We start from the raw sequence: 17483 nt of genomic DNA, 5'->3' as shown, positions 1-17483 counted from the left end.
AGAAGGTGGGAACATTGAAGATAAAAAAAGTGGATGACAAGCCTATGGTCATTCACACTAAGAAAAAAGCTAAGATTCATATGCATGAACCGAAGAAAGCTAAAATTAAGGGCAGTAACATTTACACCGTACAGCGTGGTCCGAAAATTGCCAGTGCAAAGATAAATGATACAGGTAAAAAGAAGTCTTATCGTAAGAGTACCATTCATCAGGCAGAGAAGAAAGAAAAGGAACTTTCAAAATTTAAGAGAAATATACGGGAGTCCAATACTTCTATCAAGACGAAGAATAACAATCTTCATATAGCAGGAAGAACGGGAGCATTTGCGGCTGGAGCAGTTACAGAGCAGGTGGAAGGCGGGCAGGAAGTGTCACAGGCAGCTTATCTTGCATATGAAGCAAGCCGTCCGGTTACGGGAACTGCTTCAAGGGGAGCGTCATTTTTCAGAAAAAAAGCGGCAGCCGAAGCAAAGAGGCGTATCAAGAAGGTAGAAACAGGAAAGAAGCTGGCAAAAAAGATGGGAAAGAAAGCTGCCAGTGATACGGCAAAAAAGGTTGCCGGTGACACGACAAAGACAGCAGCGAAAGAAACTGCTAAGAACACTGCGAAAGAAACTGCCAAAACTACGGCAAAAGTGGCAACCACAGCGGCAGGTACAGCGGTTGCACCGGGAGCAGGTACAGCAGTCGGCATGGCGGCAGGCTATGCCACAGGTGTATCTATTGAGGCGAAGGATGTGAAAGCAGCGAACCGTAGCAGAAAGATTAAATTTTTTCTGGATAAGATGAAAGAACAGGAAAATCAGACGGACAGTGTTATAAAACTGGTAAAAGATCTGATTGTAAAAAAGGCAGTTCTTTGGATAAAGGCGGCAGCTCCGATTATCGGACTTGTACTTTTGCTGTTGGTTCTTTTAGTGGTAATCGTTGCAGTTCCGGTTATTGCTGTGATAGCGATTCTTTATAATTCACCATTTGCCTTATTTTTACCGCCGCTGGAGTCAGGAGATACAGTGCAGACAGTTACAAGTGCTTATGTGTCTGAATTTAACCGTGATGTGAATACCAAAGTGAATGAACATACCGGATATGACTTTGGCGAACTGGTGTATGTAGATTATGAGGGAATGGATGAAAATCCAAGTAACTACTACGACATTATGGCGGTCTACATGGTTAAGTATGGTGTAGGCGATACTGCAACAATTATGAATGATATATCAAAGGGGTGGTTGCAGACTGTAGTAAATGATATGTGTTCTTATACTACAAGTAGTGGAACAAAAGATGTGGAGGAAACAGACGCAGATGGCAATGTAACAACTGTTACGAAGTCGGTACTGTATGTAAATGTTACGCTCAAATCATACAGAGATATGATTTCCGTTTATGGATTTAATTCTGATCAGGTAGAAATGCTTGAGCAGATCATGAGTCCTGAGTTTATGGGACAGCTTGGATATGCTGGAAGTGGAAGCGGTGGAGGCGGTGGAAGCCCCGGAGTAAGTTCCATGACAGAGGATGAAATAAATGCAATCCTCAGTGGTATTACAGATAGCAGGCAGAAAGCAGTCTGCTCTTATGCCCTTCACAGAGTGGGTTATCCTTACAGTCAGGAATTAAGAGATAGTGGCAATTATTATGATTGCAGTTCACTTGCGTATTATTCATGGAAGGATGCAGGTGTGAATATCAGTCATGGAGGAGCAACTACAGCAGCGGCAGAAGCACAGGGACTTGATGAAGCAGGAAAGACCGTATCTTATGATGAAATGCAGCCTGGTGATCTTATCTTTTACAGTTTCACAAACAACGGAAGATATAAGAATATCAGCCATGTGGCAGTATATGTCGGCAATGGCAAGGTGGTAGAAGCCCTGAATGAAAGAGTTGGCGTAGTTTACCGTGATGTGGCAAGTGTCGGAAAAATTGTAGTAATTGGCAGACCATAGAAAATTGGCAGAGAGGGCGAAAGTCCTCTCTGGAACAGGAGGTAAGAATGGATTTAAAAGATATGATTCTTGTAATGGAGAATTATAAGGGAACAGAAAGAAATATGCTTATGACTTTGGAAGATTATAAGAAGTTCGTTGCCATTGATGATATGTCAGAGCTTGCAGATCAGATGCTGCTTCTTGGAAGAACGCTTGCGGAAGGTTTTACAGAGTATTACAGGGCAGCAAATGTTACAGTTTTTGCAAAATTCTGTAGAGATGATGTGGAACTGGGACGCTTTTTGCAAGGATATTATAATGATTCAAAGAAATTTTACTTTGATAAGGCAACAAGTTCCCCAGAATGTATTACAAAGATGGATGAGATTGGAATGACGGATAGAGGCTGGATAGATGACTTTATCCTGCATTATGAAAAATGCGACAGGACATTTGAAAGAGGGCAGACATTTCATAATTTTAATGACCACGATTATATGGTACTTGAAGCATTATCTCCACGCAATCTTGTGGTAATGGATATGAAAAGCGGCTCTCTCACGATTGCTCTCGGAGCAACAGAGTATAAGCGATATCCGAAAGACGAGGAGCCAACAAAGGATAACACAACGATCGGGGTATCGTGGGAGCACGGGATTTATCTTGGGTCCACACTTTCGCAGACCAACTTTAAGGCATATAAAAGAGAATACGGGACACCTGAAAAGATAAAAGATGTTTATGATTACAGGGCGAAACTCAAGCAGAAGTTTTATTTTTATCAGGATTTGTCAAAGGATGATGATATTCCAAAAAATATGCAGAATGATTTCCTGCACCAGATGTATAAGGAATTTGGAACGATAGAGGAGGAATATTTTTATGACAGGCTTGAAGATGGAAAGTATGATGAAGGTTTTAAGGAAAGACAGGTAAAAGAAAAAAAGAGCCGATGAGGAAAAATGGAATTGGAGGCTGATATCGAATGGAAAAAGAATTTGATATTGAGATAAAAGAAGTTCTCTCAAGGGTAGAGACAGTAAAGGCAGAGTCACTTGACGATGCCATAAACAAGGCAATGGATATGTATTATTCAGAACAGATAGTCCTTGATGCGGAGGATATGAAGGGAGTTGATTTTTCGCCATACAGCGAAGAACAGCTCCCTTCTTCATTAAAGGAAAATGGAGGAAAGACACGATGAAAAATGAGCAGACAGCAGTTATTAAGGATATGGAATTTTTATTAAACGAACTTCATAAGGAATGGGAAAGACCGGGAGAGGTAAAATCGTTTGTCAGTATTCCATATGAGAAAGTTGAGGAAATCAGCAGAAAGCTGAATGTGATTGTCTATGAGACACAGCAGTCGGCTGACAGCGACGGACTTGCCTTTAAGCAGAGCATAGCCAAGTCAAAGCAGTGTTATGTGCTTCTCAGGATTATGCGAAAGATTGTAAAAGGAAAGGGCAAATGTGATAGACAGGCGGTTGATGCAGAATTTGTGATTGAGCTTGACGGGGAGGAGTCAAAGCTCTTTAAGGAAATGTTTGCAGAATTACTGAAGTAAAAGGAGGGTGACACATGAGTGTTGATATGAAGGTCAAAGCGATATATGATTCAGAAATCAGCAACATCACCCGTTCTGAAAAGAACTGGAAAGATGTATTAAAAGTTGCTGGTCAGTTATATCGCTATGAATTTGATAATATCGTTATGGTAACAGCTCAGAGATCACCGGAGAAAAGTACCCTTATGGCAGATTATGACACTTGGAAGAAAGTGGGAAGATATGTAAAGCGTGGAGCAAAGGGCTGTGCTATCTTCCCCTCAAGGGCACTTAATCCCCGTATGAGATATATTTTCGATATCAGTGATACAGGCGGAAAGAATGTGAAGCTGACTTGGAATCTGGAGGGGGAAAACTTGAAAAGTTATGCAGACTTTCTGGTATCGGAAGGACAGATGGAGCGGTATAAAAGCGATGACAAGGAATCACTAAAAAATACGCTAAAACAGTTTACAGGAACAAATGTTTGGAATATAATAAAAGAGGAGTTCGGGGATAGAATGTCCGAACTAATGCAGCTATCAGGTAGTGTGATAAAGGAATTCAACGAAAAACGCAAGGGCTTACAGCAGGATAGCGATATGGAGCAGTTAGTATATTCCAGTGTTATGTATGCTGTAGGGACGAGATGTGGATTTGACTTATCTGTGCAAGAACAGGATTTCAGTCAGATTGTAAACATCAAAGATGATGAGATAGTTTACCGTCTTGGTTCCCTTGTATGCGATGTCTCCTGTAGTGTTCTTAGAGAATTTAGTAGGAATTTACAAACGATTGAGAGCGAAAGGAGAATATCATATGTTAGAAGCAATGACTTACAAGGAAGTGGACGGACTGCTGTATCCGGAGCTGACAATGCCGGACGAGACAGAGGATTTAACGAAGCTGGGCAGATACGGGAGAATGGCAATGAAGTATCTTCTGGAGAACGAACCGGCAAGGTACAAGACACTGATGAGATTTGGGAAGATGTACGAGAAGATGTCGGCAGTAGAGGAGGAAGCAAACCAGCTTTACGATCAGTTGGAGGAACAGTATCTAATGAAGCACAAGCCACAGAATCCGTCATCGACAATGGAGATGTGGAAGATAAGAGAGCAGGCGAAGATGCAGGCAGAGGAAGTAGTGCTCCACCAGATTGTGATGAAGTTTCATTAGAAACACAGGAAGAATTAAATAGAGAGCTTGATGAGATTAACTCATTGGGTGTCAGTAAGGAAGCCGAATATACACAGGCTTCCTTTTTTTTCGACCAAAACGGGCAGGCAAGTTTTGGTGTGAAGCAGCCGGAGGAAACCAGACACAATGAATTTATGCGTCAGTTCGAGGAGGATAAAAAGGCTGCCCTTGCCGGAAAATATAATTACCTTAATCCAAAGAAAGCAGAGAGTGTACCAAGTGAGTATGTAAAAGAGATACTTATGAAAGGAACTGGCTTTGTCGGTGGAAAAGGCAGGGTGTGTGAAATCTATCAGACAGAGATAGACGCAGGAACCAGAGCAAAGCGTATCAAGGCAGAATATGGTCAGGGTGGTGCAAGCTGGCCGCTTGACGGTCTGGGCTTGCACGGGTATGATACATTTCACGGTTCGGGACTTCGTATCCAATGGAAAGATGAAGATGGAGAAGTAGAAGGATACGTTTCGTGGAAGAATGTCGAAAAGGAAATCGGTGTACTTATCCTTACCGGAGAATACCAGTCGGAGACACCTCGTATTGATGAGCTTGCAATGGACGGACTTCGTGAAGATGATGAAGTCATTGACGCAGAGTACCGTGAAGTTGATACGCAGGAGGAGAAATCAGAAATTGATGATTATGCTATTCCTGATGAGCCTGACAGTTATGCTGTAAACAGAAAGGCGGCTGAGTTACGGTATATCAAACCGATTGATTATGCTGACCGTGTAGCTGCAATGGATGAAGATTTAAGAGATGCCATTGAGATACTTGTGTCAGAATGTAGCTGTTACACACCATTCCGTGCTTTCCTTATGGATGTGGTGCAGTCGGATTTTGCATTTATGCCGAATAAGCTGGAACTGATCTGTGAGATAGCGATGGGAAATGTTCAGGGTGAGAGAAAGGCATATTGCAATAATCAGTATGGACTCACAGAATACACTTTAAGCAGTGCAGATGTGAAAGTAAGCTACAAAAACAGAAATGGAGAGAGGGCAGGGGATACCGTATCATGGCGTGAGGTATATGAAATCTTATCCTATATGGTAAAACAGCCATTTTACTGTGGAGAGGACCAGAAGGCAATCTATCAGACCATAAAAAATAAGATTGACAGGGAAAAGATGAATCCTGTTTACCGCAAGTTCTTTGATATTGAGGACAGTGTGAGAGAAAGCCGTCTTAAAACCAGAGAACGGGCGATTGCATATGGCTTGAATACCAAGATTGACACGGATGGTCGTATAATTTCTGATGAGGATAAGAATGTATCGGCAGATATTTCGCAGAATGATACCGAACCACAGGAGGCTGCCCCTGAAACACCTGCACAGGAAGTATTACCGCCAGCGGAAGGTCTGCGTGGAAAAGAAAAAACACAAGACCAGACAAAACTCAATTTCCATTATAACCTGTGGGAAACAGAAAAGGGCGGTGTAAAGACCAGATACCAGTGGAACATTGATGCAATCTGTACACTAAAGCAGATTGAAGCAGAAAACAGACTTGCAACACAGGAGGAGCAGACGGTTTTATCAAAGTTTGTCGGCTGGGGCGGGTTGTCACAGGCATTTGATGAGAATAATGCAGGGTGGACCAGAGAATATGCAGAACTGAAAGAACTTCTTTCCGATGAGGAATACAGTGCCGCAAGAGCAACCGTAAATAATGCCTTTTATACTTCACCTGAGATTGCAATGTGTATTAACTCAGCACTTGTGCAGTTTGGCTTTAAAGGCGGCAATGTCTTGGAGCCTTCTATGGGTATCGGCAATTTCTTCGGAAGTATGCCAGCACCAATGCAGCAAAGTAAGCTGTATGGAGTGGAGCTGGACAGCATATCAGGAAGGATTGCAAAACAGCTTTACCAGAATGCCAATATCAGTATTACGGGATTTGAAAACACCACATATCCGGATAACTTTTTTGATGTTGTTATGGGAAATGTGCCATTTGGAGATTATAAGATATTCGATCCAAAGTACAACAAGTATAACTTCCGTATTCACGATTATTTTCTGGCAAAAGCACTCGATCAGGCAAGACCGGGCGGCATGGTTGCAGTGATTACCACAAAGGGAACACTGGATAAGAGCAATCCGACTATACGAAAGTATCTGGCTGAGAGGGCAGAACTTGTGGGAGCAATCCGACTTCCGAATACTGCATTTAAGGATAATGCAGGAACTGAGGTGACTGCGGACATTCTTTTTTTACAGAAAAGAGAGCGAAAAATTGATATAGAGCCTGACTGGGTACATCTTGGTGTCACAGGTGATGGCATAGCAGTCAATTCCTATTTTGCAGAGCACCCGGAGATGATGCTTGGTACAATGCAGTATGACACAAGGATGTTCGGACAGGACAGCAGATATACCGTCTGTGTGAATAATGATGAGAACTTCAATCTGTATGAAGCACTCAATAAGGCAATCTGTAACATCAGAGCACAGATGACAGATTTTGAGAGACTGGCAGATAATGAGGAACAGACAGAGGAAGTCATTCCCGCTGATCCGGATGTCAGAAATTATACTTACACATTCTTTGAAGGAAAACTTTATTACAGGGAAAATTCAGAGATGGTAAGGCAGAAAGTATCACCGACAGCAGAGGAGCGTATCAAGAGCCTTGATGAAATCAGACAGATAACAAGAGAGCTGATTGATATCCAGATGGAGGGCTGTAGTGATGAGGAGCTTGCAGACAAACAGCAGCTTTTGAATGTAAAATATGATAAATTCGTTGGAAAGTATGGAGCAATCACTTCCAAAGCAAACCGTACAGCGTTCAGGGATGACAGCGATTATCCGCTTCTTTGCAGTCTTGAAGAAGTAAATGAGGACGGGGAGGTGAAGAAGGCTGATATGTTTTATAAGCAGACGATTAAGGCAAAGTCCGTGGTGGACAGGGTAGAAACTGCGGTAGAGGCTCTTAATGTATCGGTCAATGAGTTTGGATATGTAAATATCCCTTATATGCTCTCCATTTATGAAGCAGACAGGGATACTCTCATAAAGGAACTTGATGGAATTATATTTCTTAATCCTGACCGTTACAATGAAAATAACCCGGACGCAGGCTGGGAGACAGCAGACGAATATCTGTCGGGAAATGTAAGGGATAAGCTGCGTGTTGCAAAGGCAATGGCGGCGGATACCGATAATCCGCAGGCAGAAAGATTTGCCGCCAATGCCGCAGCCCTAGAGGAAGTTCAGCCGGAATGGATTGAAGCCTCGGATATTGATGTAAAGATTGGTACAACTTGGATTGAGCCGCTTGATTATGAGCAGTTTATCTATGAGCTGCTTAATACACCAAAGAGGGCAAGGGCAATCAGAACAGAGTATTATAATTCCGGTATTCAGGTACACTTGAATAAAATGAGTATGGAATGGTTCATTGAAAATAAAAGTATGGATAAACATTCCGTGGCTGCAACGAAAACTTATGGTACAAGCAGAATGGACGCTTATTCTATTTTTGAGGATACCCTGAACTTAAAAACAGTCACTGTCAGGGACAGGATTGATGACGGTGATGGCAAGTACCATTATGAAGTCAATAAGAATGAGACAATGCTTGCAAGGGAAAAGCAGAATATGATCAAGGAGAAGTTCAAGGAATGGCTGTTTGCAGAACCGGAACGCCGACAGAAGTATGTGGAATATTATAATGAAACCTTCAATAATATCCGCCTGCGTGAGTATGACGGAAGCCATTTGCAATTTCCAGGAATGAACCCTGAGATTGAATTAAAACCGCACCAGAAAAATGCGGTGGCACGAATCCTTATGGGAGGAAATACCCTGCTTGCCCACTGCGTCGGAGCCGGAAAGTCGTTTGAAATGATGGCTGCGTGTATGGAACAGAAAAGACTCGGACTTTCCAATAAGACAATTATGGTAGTGCCAAAGCCGCTTATCGGGCAGACGGCAAGTGAATTTTTAAGGCTTTACCCGTCAGCAAACATCTTGGTTGCAACGGAGCGTGATTTTGAAAAGAGCCGAAGAAAGCAGTTTGTGTCAAGGATTGCGACAGGCGATTATGACTGCATCATTATGTCGCACTCGCAATTTGAAAAAATTCCAATTTCGGCAGAGAGAAAGGAGCGAATGCTTAATGAACAGATAAATGAGATCACCTATGCGATTGATGATATGAAGGAGCGGAACGGGGAACGCTGGACCGTAAAGCAGATGGAAAGCCAGAAGAAAAAGCTGGAGGAACAGCTTAAATCCCTGACCGATGAGAGCAGGAAAGATGACCTCATTACCTTTGAGGAGCTGGGTGTTGACTCTATTATGGTAGACGAAGCACACAATTTTAAGAACCTCGCCACATTTTCAAAGATGAATAATGTGTCGGGAATCAGCAGTAGTGGGGCTAAAAAGTCAACGGATATGCAGCTTAAATGCCAGTATTTATCAGAGATAAATGATGGCAGGGGAATTGTATTTGCAACAGGTACACCGATAAGCAACACAATGTGTGAGATGTATGTTATGCAGCTTTATTTGCAGAAATCGGCACTTGAGGAGATGGGAATTCATCATTTCGACTCGTGGGCGGCTAACTTTGGAGAAGTAACAACGGCACTGGAGCTTACGGTTGAGGGCAGTGGTTTCCGTTTCAAGAGCAGGTTCAATAAGTTTACCAATCTGCCGGAGCTTATGAACATCTTCCGTGAGGTTGCCGATGTGCAGACAGCGGATATGCTTGACCTTGATGTGCCAGCTCTGCGTGGCGGCAAGCCTATCATCGTGGAGTCGGAGCCGGACTGGTATGTGAAGCAGGTAATGGAAGAATTTGTTGTAAGGGCAGAAAGGATAAGGGGCGGGGGTGTTGATCCAAGTGTTGACAACTTCTTAAAGATTACGCACGAAGCAAGACTTCTTGGAACAGACGCAAGACTGATTGATAAGGACGCACCGAACAACCCGGACGGAAAGCTCAATAAGGTAGCGGAAAATGTCTGGAAAGAATATGTAAAAGGAAATGCTGATGGTCATATAGGCTGTCAGCTTATTTTTTCGGATATTGGAACACCGGGACCGGACAAGGACTTTACGATTTATGATTATCTGAAGGAGTCACTTATCCAATATGGTATCCCTGCGGAGGAGATAGCATTTATTCACGATGCAAAAACAGACGCACAGAGGGATGCACTCTTTAAGGAAATGAGGACAGGTAAGAAAAAAGTCCTTATCGGTTCGACAGATAAGTGCGGAACCGGAGTTAATGTACAGACACACCTTGTTGCAATGCACCATGTCGATTGCCCGTGGAAGCCTTCTTCCATTGAACAGAGGGAAGGCAGAGGTATCCGACAGGGAAATAAAAACGATGAGGTGGCAATCTACCGATATGTTACAAAACAAACCTTTGATGCATACAACTGGTCACTTGTGGAAAACAAGCAGCGTTTCATCAGTCAGGTTATGACAAGCAAGGCAGTGAGCCGAAGCTGTGAGGACATTGATGAGGCAACACTTTCTTATGCGGAGATTAAGGCGGTTGCGACAGGCAACCCTTTAATCAGGGAAAAGATGGAGGTTGACAATGATGTCCAGAGATTAAAGCTCTTAAAAGCGTCGTATGATAATCAGAGATACGGATTGCAGGATAATTTTATGATCAAATATCCAAAACTCATCAAAACTGCGACAGAAAAACTTGCCAATGTAAGGGAGGATATAAAGGCAAGGGATAAGGAATTGATTGATAACCCGGACTTTGCCATTACCATAGGCAATGCAACTTATACAGAGCGAGTGGATGGTGGAACCGTAATGCTTGAAGCAATCAGCAAATGTAAGACAGGCGAAACCACTCCAGTCGGTAAGTTCCACGGCTTTGAGCTTTTGGTGGAAAAGAATTTCCTCAGTATCAACTATATGGTGCTTCGTGGAAAGACGGAATACAAGGCAGAACTTTCCACAAGTCCGGTGGGAAGTATGGTAAAGCTGGAGAACCTGTTCAACGGACTTCATGAAAATGTTGATTTTCTGGAAAAGAAGATTGAACAGTACCAGAATGACCTTGAGGCTTCAAAGGCGGAGTATGATAAGCCGTTTGCATATAGTGCAGAACTGGAAGAAAAACTTGCAAGGCAGTATGAATTAAATGCCCAGCTTGACCTTGAGAACGCAAAGGCTATGGATGCAGATCTTGGCGGACCGGACGAAGAAAAGTCTGAGGACAGAATAGAAAATGCGGGTATTGTTGCAGAGGATAAGGGAATCTATATGCCAGACAGAAACAGGAAAAGATAGGAGTGAAACTCTATGAGCATAAGGAAAGTGGTCGCAGGACTACTGATTACAGCAGGGATTGCCATTATGGCAGTCTCTTTTTTCTGGTGTACAACCGGAGAGAGAAACACGAACCAGCTCATAAATGAATTTGAGCAGACATTGGAGGAGAAGCAGGATGAAAGGTCAGAGGTTGAGAAAGAGCAAACCACCGTTAGTAAAGAGGAGAAAGCCATTCTTAAAGAAGGCAGTATCATCGGCATTATTGAGATACCGGGAATAGATATCAGATACCCGGTAATGGAAGAAACCGGAAGTGAAATGCTGAATGCCGGGACAGGGAACAATGCGTTTTATTGTCAGGTGCAGATATAAGGAGGCGGCAGATGAATAAGAGATACCGACTGGGGGAGATAGAAGAAGCAGTATCGGAAATGGAGGAGCTGATCGACACTCAGGATGATATTGCAGAGATTGATGATGACTTTCAGATTGTCGTAAGCGGCTGGTCTGTGTATGTCGAAAGGCTGAATCTGACACTCAGACAGGGAGTTGCCTGTATCTGGGATACGGAGGCAGGATTATTTATGCCTGATTTTGATGTGACTATCGTGTATGAGGGAAACATCGAAACACAGGAATGGCTCTACTATGAGCAGGACGGAATGGTTGTTACACTTGGCAACTGGTTAAATGGCAGATTGTCTTGTGAACAGATAGAACAGCTTTGGTGTGAGCTTATCATACCAGAAAACAATGATAATTCAGAAGTATAAGAAAGAGAGGAACAGCGTATGAAGTATTCAATTAAGGTAAACGAGGTAAGAGCAAAAGATGGCAGCAATATCAAGGGTTTTGCGACCGTGGTATTTGGTGATTCATTCAAGATTACCAATATCGCAATCCTTGAAAATAAGGAAAAGGGAGAGCTTTTTGTATCAATGCCAAGATACCGTTCAAATGAGCGTGATGAGAAAAACAGCGTGATTTATAAGGATGTATGCAATCCTATCACGGCAGAGTTTCGTGAGGAACTCTATACTAATATCCTTGAGGCTTATGCAAAAATCAGGGAGCCGGAGAAAGCAGAAACACAGACACAGGGAAAAACTCAGGAAATGCCGGAGTTTTCCGTGACGGTAACACCTTATGAAAGGGAAGGCAGTAATATCAAGGGACTTGCCCGTATTTACTTTGAAAACAGCTTCATTGTAAATAATGTAAACATCCTTCAGGGCAAAGAGAAAATCTTTGTATCAATGCCTTCTTATAAAACAAAGCAGGTGGACGAGCACGGCAAACCGATTTATCAGGATGTCTGCTATCCGGTCACAAAGGATTTCAGGGAGAAGCTCTATAATGAGATTATTGCAGAATATGAGAAAGCAAAGGATAAGAGCAACGAAAAAGCAAGGGAGAATGCCGAACAGAACCACGGAAATCCCGACAGGGATAAAAAGGATACACCCTTTCGATAATTAAGGCTAAGGGGCGGCATATGCTGCCCTGTTTATAAGGAGGAAAAGCAGATGGAAGCAGAAAAGACACTTACTAATGAGGAGATCATAAGAGAACTTCTCGATTTATTAAAAAAGAATACTATGAAAGAACAGGCAAATGATGTATTTGAGATATGCACCTATGTGGATGGTCTGGAAAAAAAGATTGTGTCTATGACAGAAGAACTTACCAGTATGCAGGACCAGATCAAGAAAATGCAGGAAGATACCCTTATCAATAATGCAAAAAAAGCATTAACAGAAGCACAGGAGCGACTCAATGCCAGATGTGAGCAGATAAAGTCACAGGTATCTGAGATAAAAGTACAGGTAAAATCTACTGCCAAGAATATTGTTGATGAAACAAAGGCAAAGGGCAGGGCGGCACTTTACAGGGTGACAGAATTTGTAGGAATTAAGAAAAGACTTCTCAATGTCAGAACAGCGGTAAAAGATATGATTGTATCTACAGACAGGGATATTGCAAGGATAGCACTTCTTGCAAAGGGACTCCGTGAAGCTGGTCAGATCGTAAACAATGCGTTCCATACCTTTGCAGATAAGCCGGAGGTGGATTATTCACAGAAGGAACAGAAACACCCTTTCACAAAGGCGGTGCTTGCCCCTATGAAAGCAGTGAAAAAACTGCTTGTATCAATGGAGCTGCATCTGGATGCCTCGATTGATAAGCTGGATAATCTGGCTATGAATGTGCAGTTTGATAAGGAAAAGCGTATGGAGCAGACAAAGGATAAGGAACAGAAAGCACCGGATACAGAAAGAGAGATCATCTACTCACCGATGGTAGCTGAACCACAGGAGTACAAGTATAATGCAGATGCTTTTGCGGCAAGAAAAACATCGGAGGCAAAGCAGGAAACGGCAGGGAAGGAGCTGCCAAAAGTCAGAGAAGATAAAGCCAGATAAGTTTAGGGGCGTGGGAGTAAAATCCTGCGTCCTTTTTATTTGTTTTAATAGCAGGCAAAAAATGGCGAAAATATAAAAAAATGCAAGAAATGGCGAGTAATTTATCGAGGAATAAGTTATCCTTTGAGTAAGATAGATGGACTGTGGTTATGTATAAAATTTTGCAAGTAACAAATTTTATATGAAAAAACACAGAAAGGGGTTGCATATATGCAGGCTGATACATATAATCTCGACAGACAGACAGACAGACAGACAGGATAAGTCTGTTTTCTTTTGGCATGATCTGATTGTATATGGCACATTTTGGTTATGCGTTAGTGCATAATTGAAATGTGCCTTTTATATTGAAACCACCTTGATGTACGGTCATATATTGACTTGTATATACATATTGATGGGACAACAAAGAACCATTTTATCCATTAGGAAGGAGACAAGACAAATGTTTAAGAAACTTAACAAAATGAAGATTGGTGCACGACTGAAAAAATCTTTCAGACAGATTATTCTCATTTTTGGAATATTATCAGCACTGGTTGTAGTGATTATGCTTTATACGATAAACAACTATGGAACGATACTGGATAATTATGCGTATCCACAGGGAGACATTGCTATGGCAATGAATGAATCAGCGGAAGTAAGGGCTGCCTCAAGAGGTATTGTAGGTTATGATTCAGATAGTCTCATTGAAAGTATGAAAGAACAGCATGAACAGGCTGTTAAATCGTTTGAGGAATATTTGGAAAAAATACGCCCAACAATGATAACAAAAGAGGGAACTGCCTGCATGGACGCTATTGATAAAGCATGGGCAGAGTATAAGGAAGTGGATGCAAAAGTAATTGAGGTCGGTGCAACGACTGATACTGCGAAATCATTACAGGCTCAGCGGATGATGACCGATGAAGCAGCACCAAAGTATCAGGCGTTGGATGATGCTTTACAGAAACTTATGGCTTTGAATATTTCACTTGGAAACGCTAAACGTGCACAGTTGAGAACGGTTATGATAGCTGCATTGACAATTATAATAATTGTAATTGCAGTATCAACGATTTATTCAAACAGTCTTTCCGTTGCAATATCAAAGAGCATTGAAAAACCATTAAATGAATTAAAGGACAGATTTATTACATTTGCAGAGGGTGACATAGATTCTCCACTTCCAACGGTTGAGTCTGAGGATGAAATTAAGGAACTTGTATCTGGTGTATCTGCAATGTCAGACAGAATTAGAGTTATAATTAAAGATTCTGGCAGAATGTTAAATGAAATGTCAGAAGGTAATTTTGCGATTGATACAGAGTGTGAGGAAGTATATACAGGAGCATTTACCGATTTGCTGACAGGCATAAGAAAAATGAATGAGGAGATTGATACAACTGTAAGAGGGGTAGATGATGCATCGGGGCAGGTTCTTACAGGTTCCACAAACCTTGCAGAAGCGGCACAGTCTTTAGCAGAAGGCGCAACGGATCAGGCGGCATCGGTTGAGGAAATGCAGGCAACTATCAATGAACTTACAAGCGGAATAAAAACAACAGCAGAAGAATTAGGAACAGCTTACGATGAAGCCTATAAGTATGCGGAGATTGCAGAAGGCAGTCGTGGAGATATGGAAGTATTAGTGCAGGCTATGTCACGCATAAATGAAACCTCTGAGAAGATAGGAGCAATTATCACACAGATTGAAGATATTGCAAGCCAGACAAATCTTCTTTCATTAAATGCTTCGATTGAGGCAGCAAGAGCTGGAGAAGCCGGAAAAGGTTTTGCTGTTGTTGCGGATCAGATCAGAAACCTTGCAGAACAGAGTGCAAAATCAGCGGTGGATTCAAAAGCACTTATTGAAGCGGCTATTCATGAGGTTGGAGATGGAAATATGTATGCAGAGAAAGCCTCAACTTCATTGAGAGAAGTTGTGGATGGCATACAGGCGATTGCAGACAGTGCGAAAAAGATAAAAGAAATTTCCATTGAACAGGCAGACAGTATGGAACAGGTAGAGGCAACCGCAGAAAGAATTGCTGAAGTTGTTCAGAATAATTCGGCTGCGGCACAGGAAACATCAGCGACGAGTGAAGAACTTACAGCTCAGGCTACAACACTTAGCGGTATGGTTTCGGTATTTAAATTAAGACAATAAGAATTCCCGAAACAAATAATTGATGGAGGAATATATTATGATAGGTTTTAGTATAATGATGTGGTTTAGTTCTGCTCTTCTCATATTTTTTAGTATTTCTCTGTTAAAAGGAAATTACTCTTCTGTTCATGGTAAAGTATTTGAAACCACAAATGACAAAAATGGATATGCGAAAGCATTAGGAAAGCCTGTTTTGTTGATAGGAATTTGTGTTTTGTTATCTGGAGTAATTGCAGTTGTATTACCGAAAGATTATGCCATTTCTATTGCGGTTGTGTTTATATTATTTATAGCTGTTGTCGCTGGGATATGGTTGTATAAGATTCAAAAGAGATTTTCGTAAATTTCAGTTTTATAAGTCGACTTATATTTACAATACAGTTAGTTTATATGTCCCAAACAATTAGAATGGCATTTAAGGAGATGGAAAAATGAATTTTACCGATGAGAAAGATTACATCATGCGAATGATAAAAGAAATGGTTAGAGTATTATTTTCATTAGCCTTTGGGAAAGAGTATGTTTCTGTTGAACTTGAAAAAGAAAACAAGTATGAAGTATCGGGAAAAAATTTCTTGATATGATTGATTTAGGAAAAATTAACGAAGCAGAGAACATACTTTTAGATAGCATTGACTATACAAACAATAACGAGGTAATAGAGGTGGCTCTTTTTTATCAGTACCTTAGTGAAAAAGATAATAAGTTTTTGGAAAACAACAATTATACAAAAGAAGAAGTGCTTTCTGGTTTCAAACAATTACTTATGAAGTCGGGATATAGCGATTTGCTTTATTTGCTCAAATGATGAGTAATATTATAAAAATTCACCTTTTTAAAAACGCCCGTATCGGCATTACTGCTGATACGGGCGTAGCCTTTTTCTGCCAGAGGGAAGATTACAAATTTGAGGTCAGATACTATCCTCTCTGAGAATCAGATTGTTCTCGACAGTAATGCTGAAATCGGAGAATAATGATGAGCCTTTGAGAATTGCAAAGGAGCAAGTATCTACGTTTGCACACATTGGTAAATGATTTATTTTTATATCCAATTTTGTACCACGAGAATTAAGCAAACCTTTACACAGGTTTTGCTCTAATTCATTTTTGGGTACACGAAAAGAAATCATCACTTTTCCGGTGTCTAACAGACAGATTTGTGCTTTAAATTCAATTCCTTTGTATTCAAACTCCACATCTGTAAAATGAGGTGGCTTTTCCTCGATAATAAGTACAGACATAATCAATAAGTCAGAGAAGATGATACATCAGGTGCGGTAAAAGAAACTCCTTTAGCATCAATCATAAAACCGCTGAGTGTTGCCGTATTGGTTCCACGCTTTGTTGTTACTCCCATGATGTTGCCAGAAGCACTTCCGTCAAACTCAATATCTCCAAGCAAGTAAAATCCTCCACGATTCGTGGTAACATCTCCTGCAAAAGTCATAAGTCCTTTGGTATAAGAAGTAATGCCCCAATAAATTTGTGAACGGTTAACCCAATAAATGGCTGCTGTTCCTGCATCACCGTATGCTGTTGAATAAGGAATGACTTCCGTTTCTGGATCATAAACAATAGTTTCGCCATCCTCATTGATGTAAAAGTGAACAATAGAAATCTCGGAGTTTGGATCAGGCGCAGGTGCATCATCAGGCAGCCAAGATGGTAATGTTTGCGACGGTGCTCCTTTTGTATCTGCGGCAAAGGCGGTAACACTCATGGAGAGTAGCATAACAACGGATAACAGGACACATAATGCTTTTTTCATAGATTAACTCCTTTCGTTTGGTATCAATGCCCATTGAGAGCATGGAAAATTAGTAGATAAAACCATCGGCAGCGCATAACCTAAACATCGACTATATAAGCTATGCGCTTGTCCTGCTGATTTTAAGTCGCAGCCTCCATAGTGGGCAAGAGAAATAAGCAGACCCACACAAATGCTCCCATAAAGTATTTAC

General features: G+C 41.5%; 15 protein-coding genes. 14 read left to right on the top strand and 1 reads right to left on the bottom strand.

The window, feature by feature from the left end; all coding sequences use genetic code 11:
* Nucleotides 1–44: 44 nt before the first annotated feature.
* The 14 genes from NQ488_01395 (at nt 45) to NQ488_01330 (ending at nt 16328) form a co-directional block, all read left to right on the top strand.
* Nucleotides 45–1952 (top strand): C40 family peptidase, encoded by a 1908-nt coding sequence (locus NQ488_01395; protein UWN97076.1) that lies wholly within the window; start codon nt 45–47, stop codon nt 1950–1952.
* A gap of 47 nt (nt 1953–1999) precedes the next feature.
* Entirely contained in the window at nt 2000–2890 is an 891-nt protein-coding gene (locus NQ488_01390) for a hypothetical protein (protein UWN95993.1), read from the top strand.
* A 29-nt stretch (nt 2891–2919) separates the two neighbouring features.
* Complete coding sequence (locus tag NQ488_01385; GenBank protein UWN95992.1) at nt 2920–3138, top strand: DpnD/PcfM family protein; 219 nt, start codon at nt 2920–2922, stop codon at nt 3136–3138.
* Nucleotides 3135–3503 carry a hypothetical protein gene (locus NQ488_01380; protein ID UWN95991.1) on the top strand — a complete coding sequence of 123 codons (369 nt, stop codon included), beginning with the start codon at nt 3135–3137 and terminating at the stop codon, nt 3501–3503. The genes NQ488_01385 and NQ488_01380 overlap by 4 nt, the downstream gene beginning before the upstream one ends.
* A gap of 798 nt (nt 3504–4301) precedes the next feature.
* Nucleotides 4302–4661, top strand: a complete 360-nt coding sequence (locus tag NQ488_01375) for a TnpV protein (GenBank protein ID UWN95990.1) — start codon at nt 4302–4304, stop codon at nt 4659–4661.
* Nucleotides 4586–10963 (top strand): helicase-related protein, encoded by a 6378-nt coding sequence (locus NQ488_01370; protein UWN95989.1) that lies wholly within the window; start codon nt 4586–4588, stop codon nt 10961–10963. Before NQ488_01375 ends, NQ488_01370 begins: the two co-directional genes overlap by 76 nt.
* A gap of 12 nt (nt 10964–10975) precedes the next feature.
* The gene (locus NQ488_01365) at nt 10976–11317 is read left to right on the top strand and encodes a sortase (GenBank protein ID UWN95988.1); all 342 of its coding nucleotides are present in this window, start codon (nt 10976–10978) and stop codon (nt 11315–11317) included.
* Between the two features lie 11 nt (nt 11318–11328).
* The gene (locus NQ488_01360) at nt 11329–11718 is read left to right on the top strand and encodes a hypothetical protein (protein UWN95987.1); all 390 of its coding nucleotides are present in this window, start codon (nt 11329–11331) and stop codon (nt 11716–11718) included.
* 18 nt (nt 11719–11736) lie between these two features.
* Nucleotides 11737–12420 carry a SpoVG family protein gene (locus NQ488_01355; protein UWN95986.1) on the top strand — a complete coding sequence of 228 codons (684 nt, stop codon included), beginning with the start codon at nt 11737–11739 and terminating at the stop codon, nt 12418–12420.
* Nucleotides 12421–12471: 51 nt separating this feature from the next.
* Nucleotides 12472–13368, top strand: coding sequence for a hypothetical protein (locus NQ488_01350; GenBank protein ID UWN95985.1), 897 nt, complete (start codon nt 12472–12474; stop codon nt 13366–13368).
* A gap of 445 nt (nt 13369–13813) precedes the next feature.
* Nucleotides 13814–15520 (top strand): methyl-accepting chemotaxis protein, encoded by a 1707-nt coding sequence (locus NQ488_01345; GenBank protein UWN95984.1) that lies wholly within the window; start codon nt 13814–13816, stop codon nt 15518–15520.
* Nucleotides 15521–15557: 37 nt separating this feature from the next.
* Nucleotides 15558–15863 carry a hypothetical protein gene (locus NQ488_01340; protein ID UWN95983.1) on the top strand — a complete coding sequence of 102 codons (306 nt, stop codon included), beginning with the start codon at nt 15558–15560 and terminating at the stop codon, nt 15861–15863.
* Nucleotides 15864–15951: 88 nt separating this feature from the next.
* Nucleotides 15952–16104 carry a DUF6483 family protein gene (locus NQ488_01335; GenBank protein UWN95982.1) on the top strand — a complete coding sequence of 51 codons (153 nt, stop codon included), beginning with the start codon at nt 15952–15954 and terminating at the stop codon, nt 16102–16104.
* Nucleotides 16101–16328, top strand: coding sequence for a DUF6483 family protein (locus NQ488_01330; protein UWN95981.1), 228 nt, complete (start codon nt 16101–16103; stop codon nt 16326–16328). Before NQ488_01335 ends, NQ488_01330 begins: the two co-directional genes overlap by 4 nt.
* A 437-nt stretch (nt 16329–16765) precedes the next feature.
* Here NQ488_01330 and NQ488_01325 read toward each other — a convergent pair whose 3' ends face one another.
* The gene (locus tag NQ488_01325) at nt 16766–17290 is read right to left on the bottom strand and encodes a hypothetical protein (protein UWN95980.1); all 525 of its coding nucleotides are present in this window, start codon (nt 17288–17290) and stop codon (nt 16766–16768) included.
* Nucleotides 17291–17483: the final 193 nt, after the last annotated feature.

The sequence above is a fragment of the [Bacteroides] pectinophilus genome, from assembly GCA_025146925.1.
GTDB classification, from domain to species: Bacteria; Bacillota; Clostridia; order Lachnospirales; family Lachnospiraceae; genus Bacteroides_F; species Bacteroides_F pectinophilus.
The sequence above is the reverse complement of the archived record's forward strand: the minus strand, read 5'-3'. Positions and strand labels throughout refer to the sequence as shown.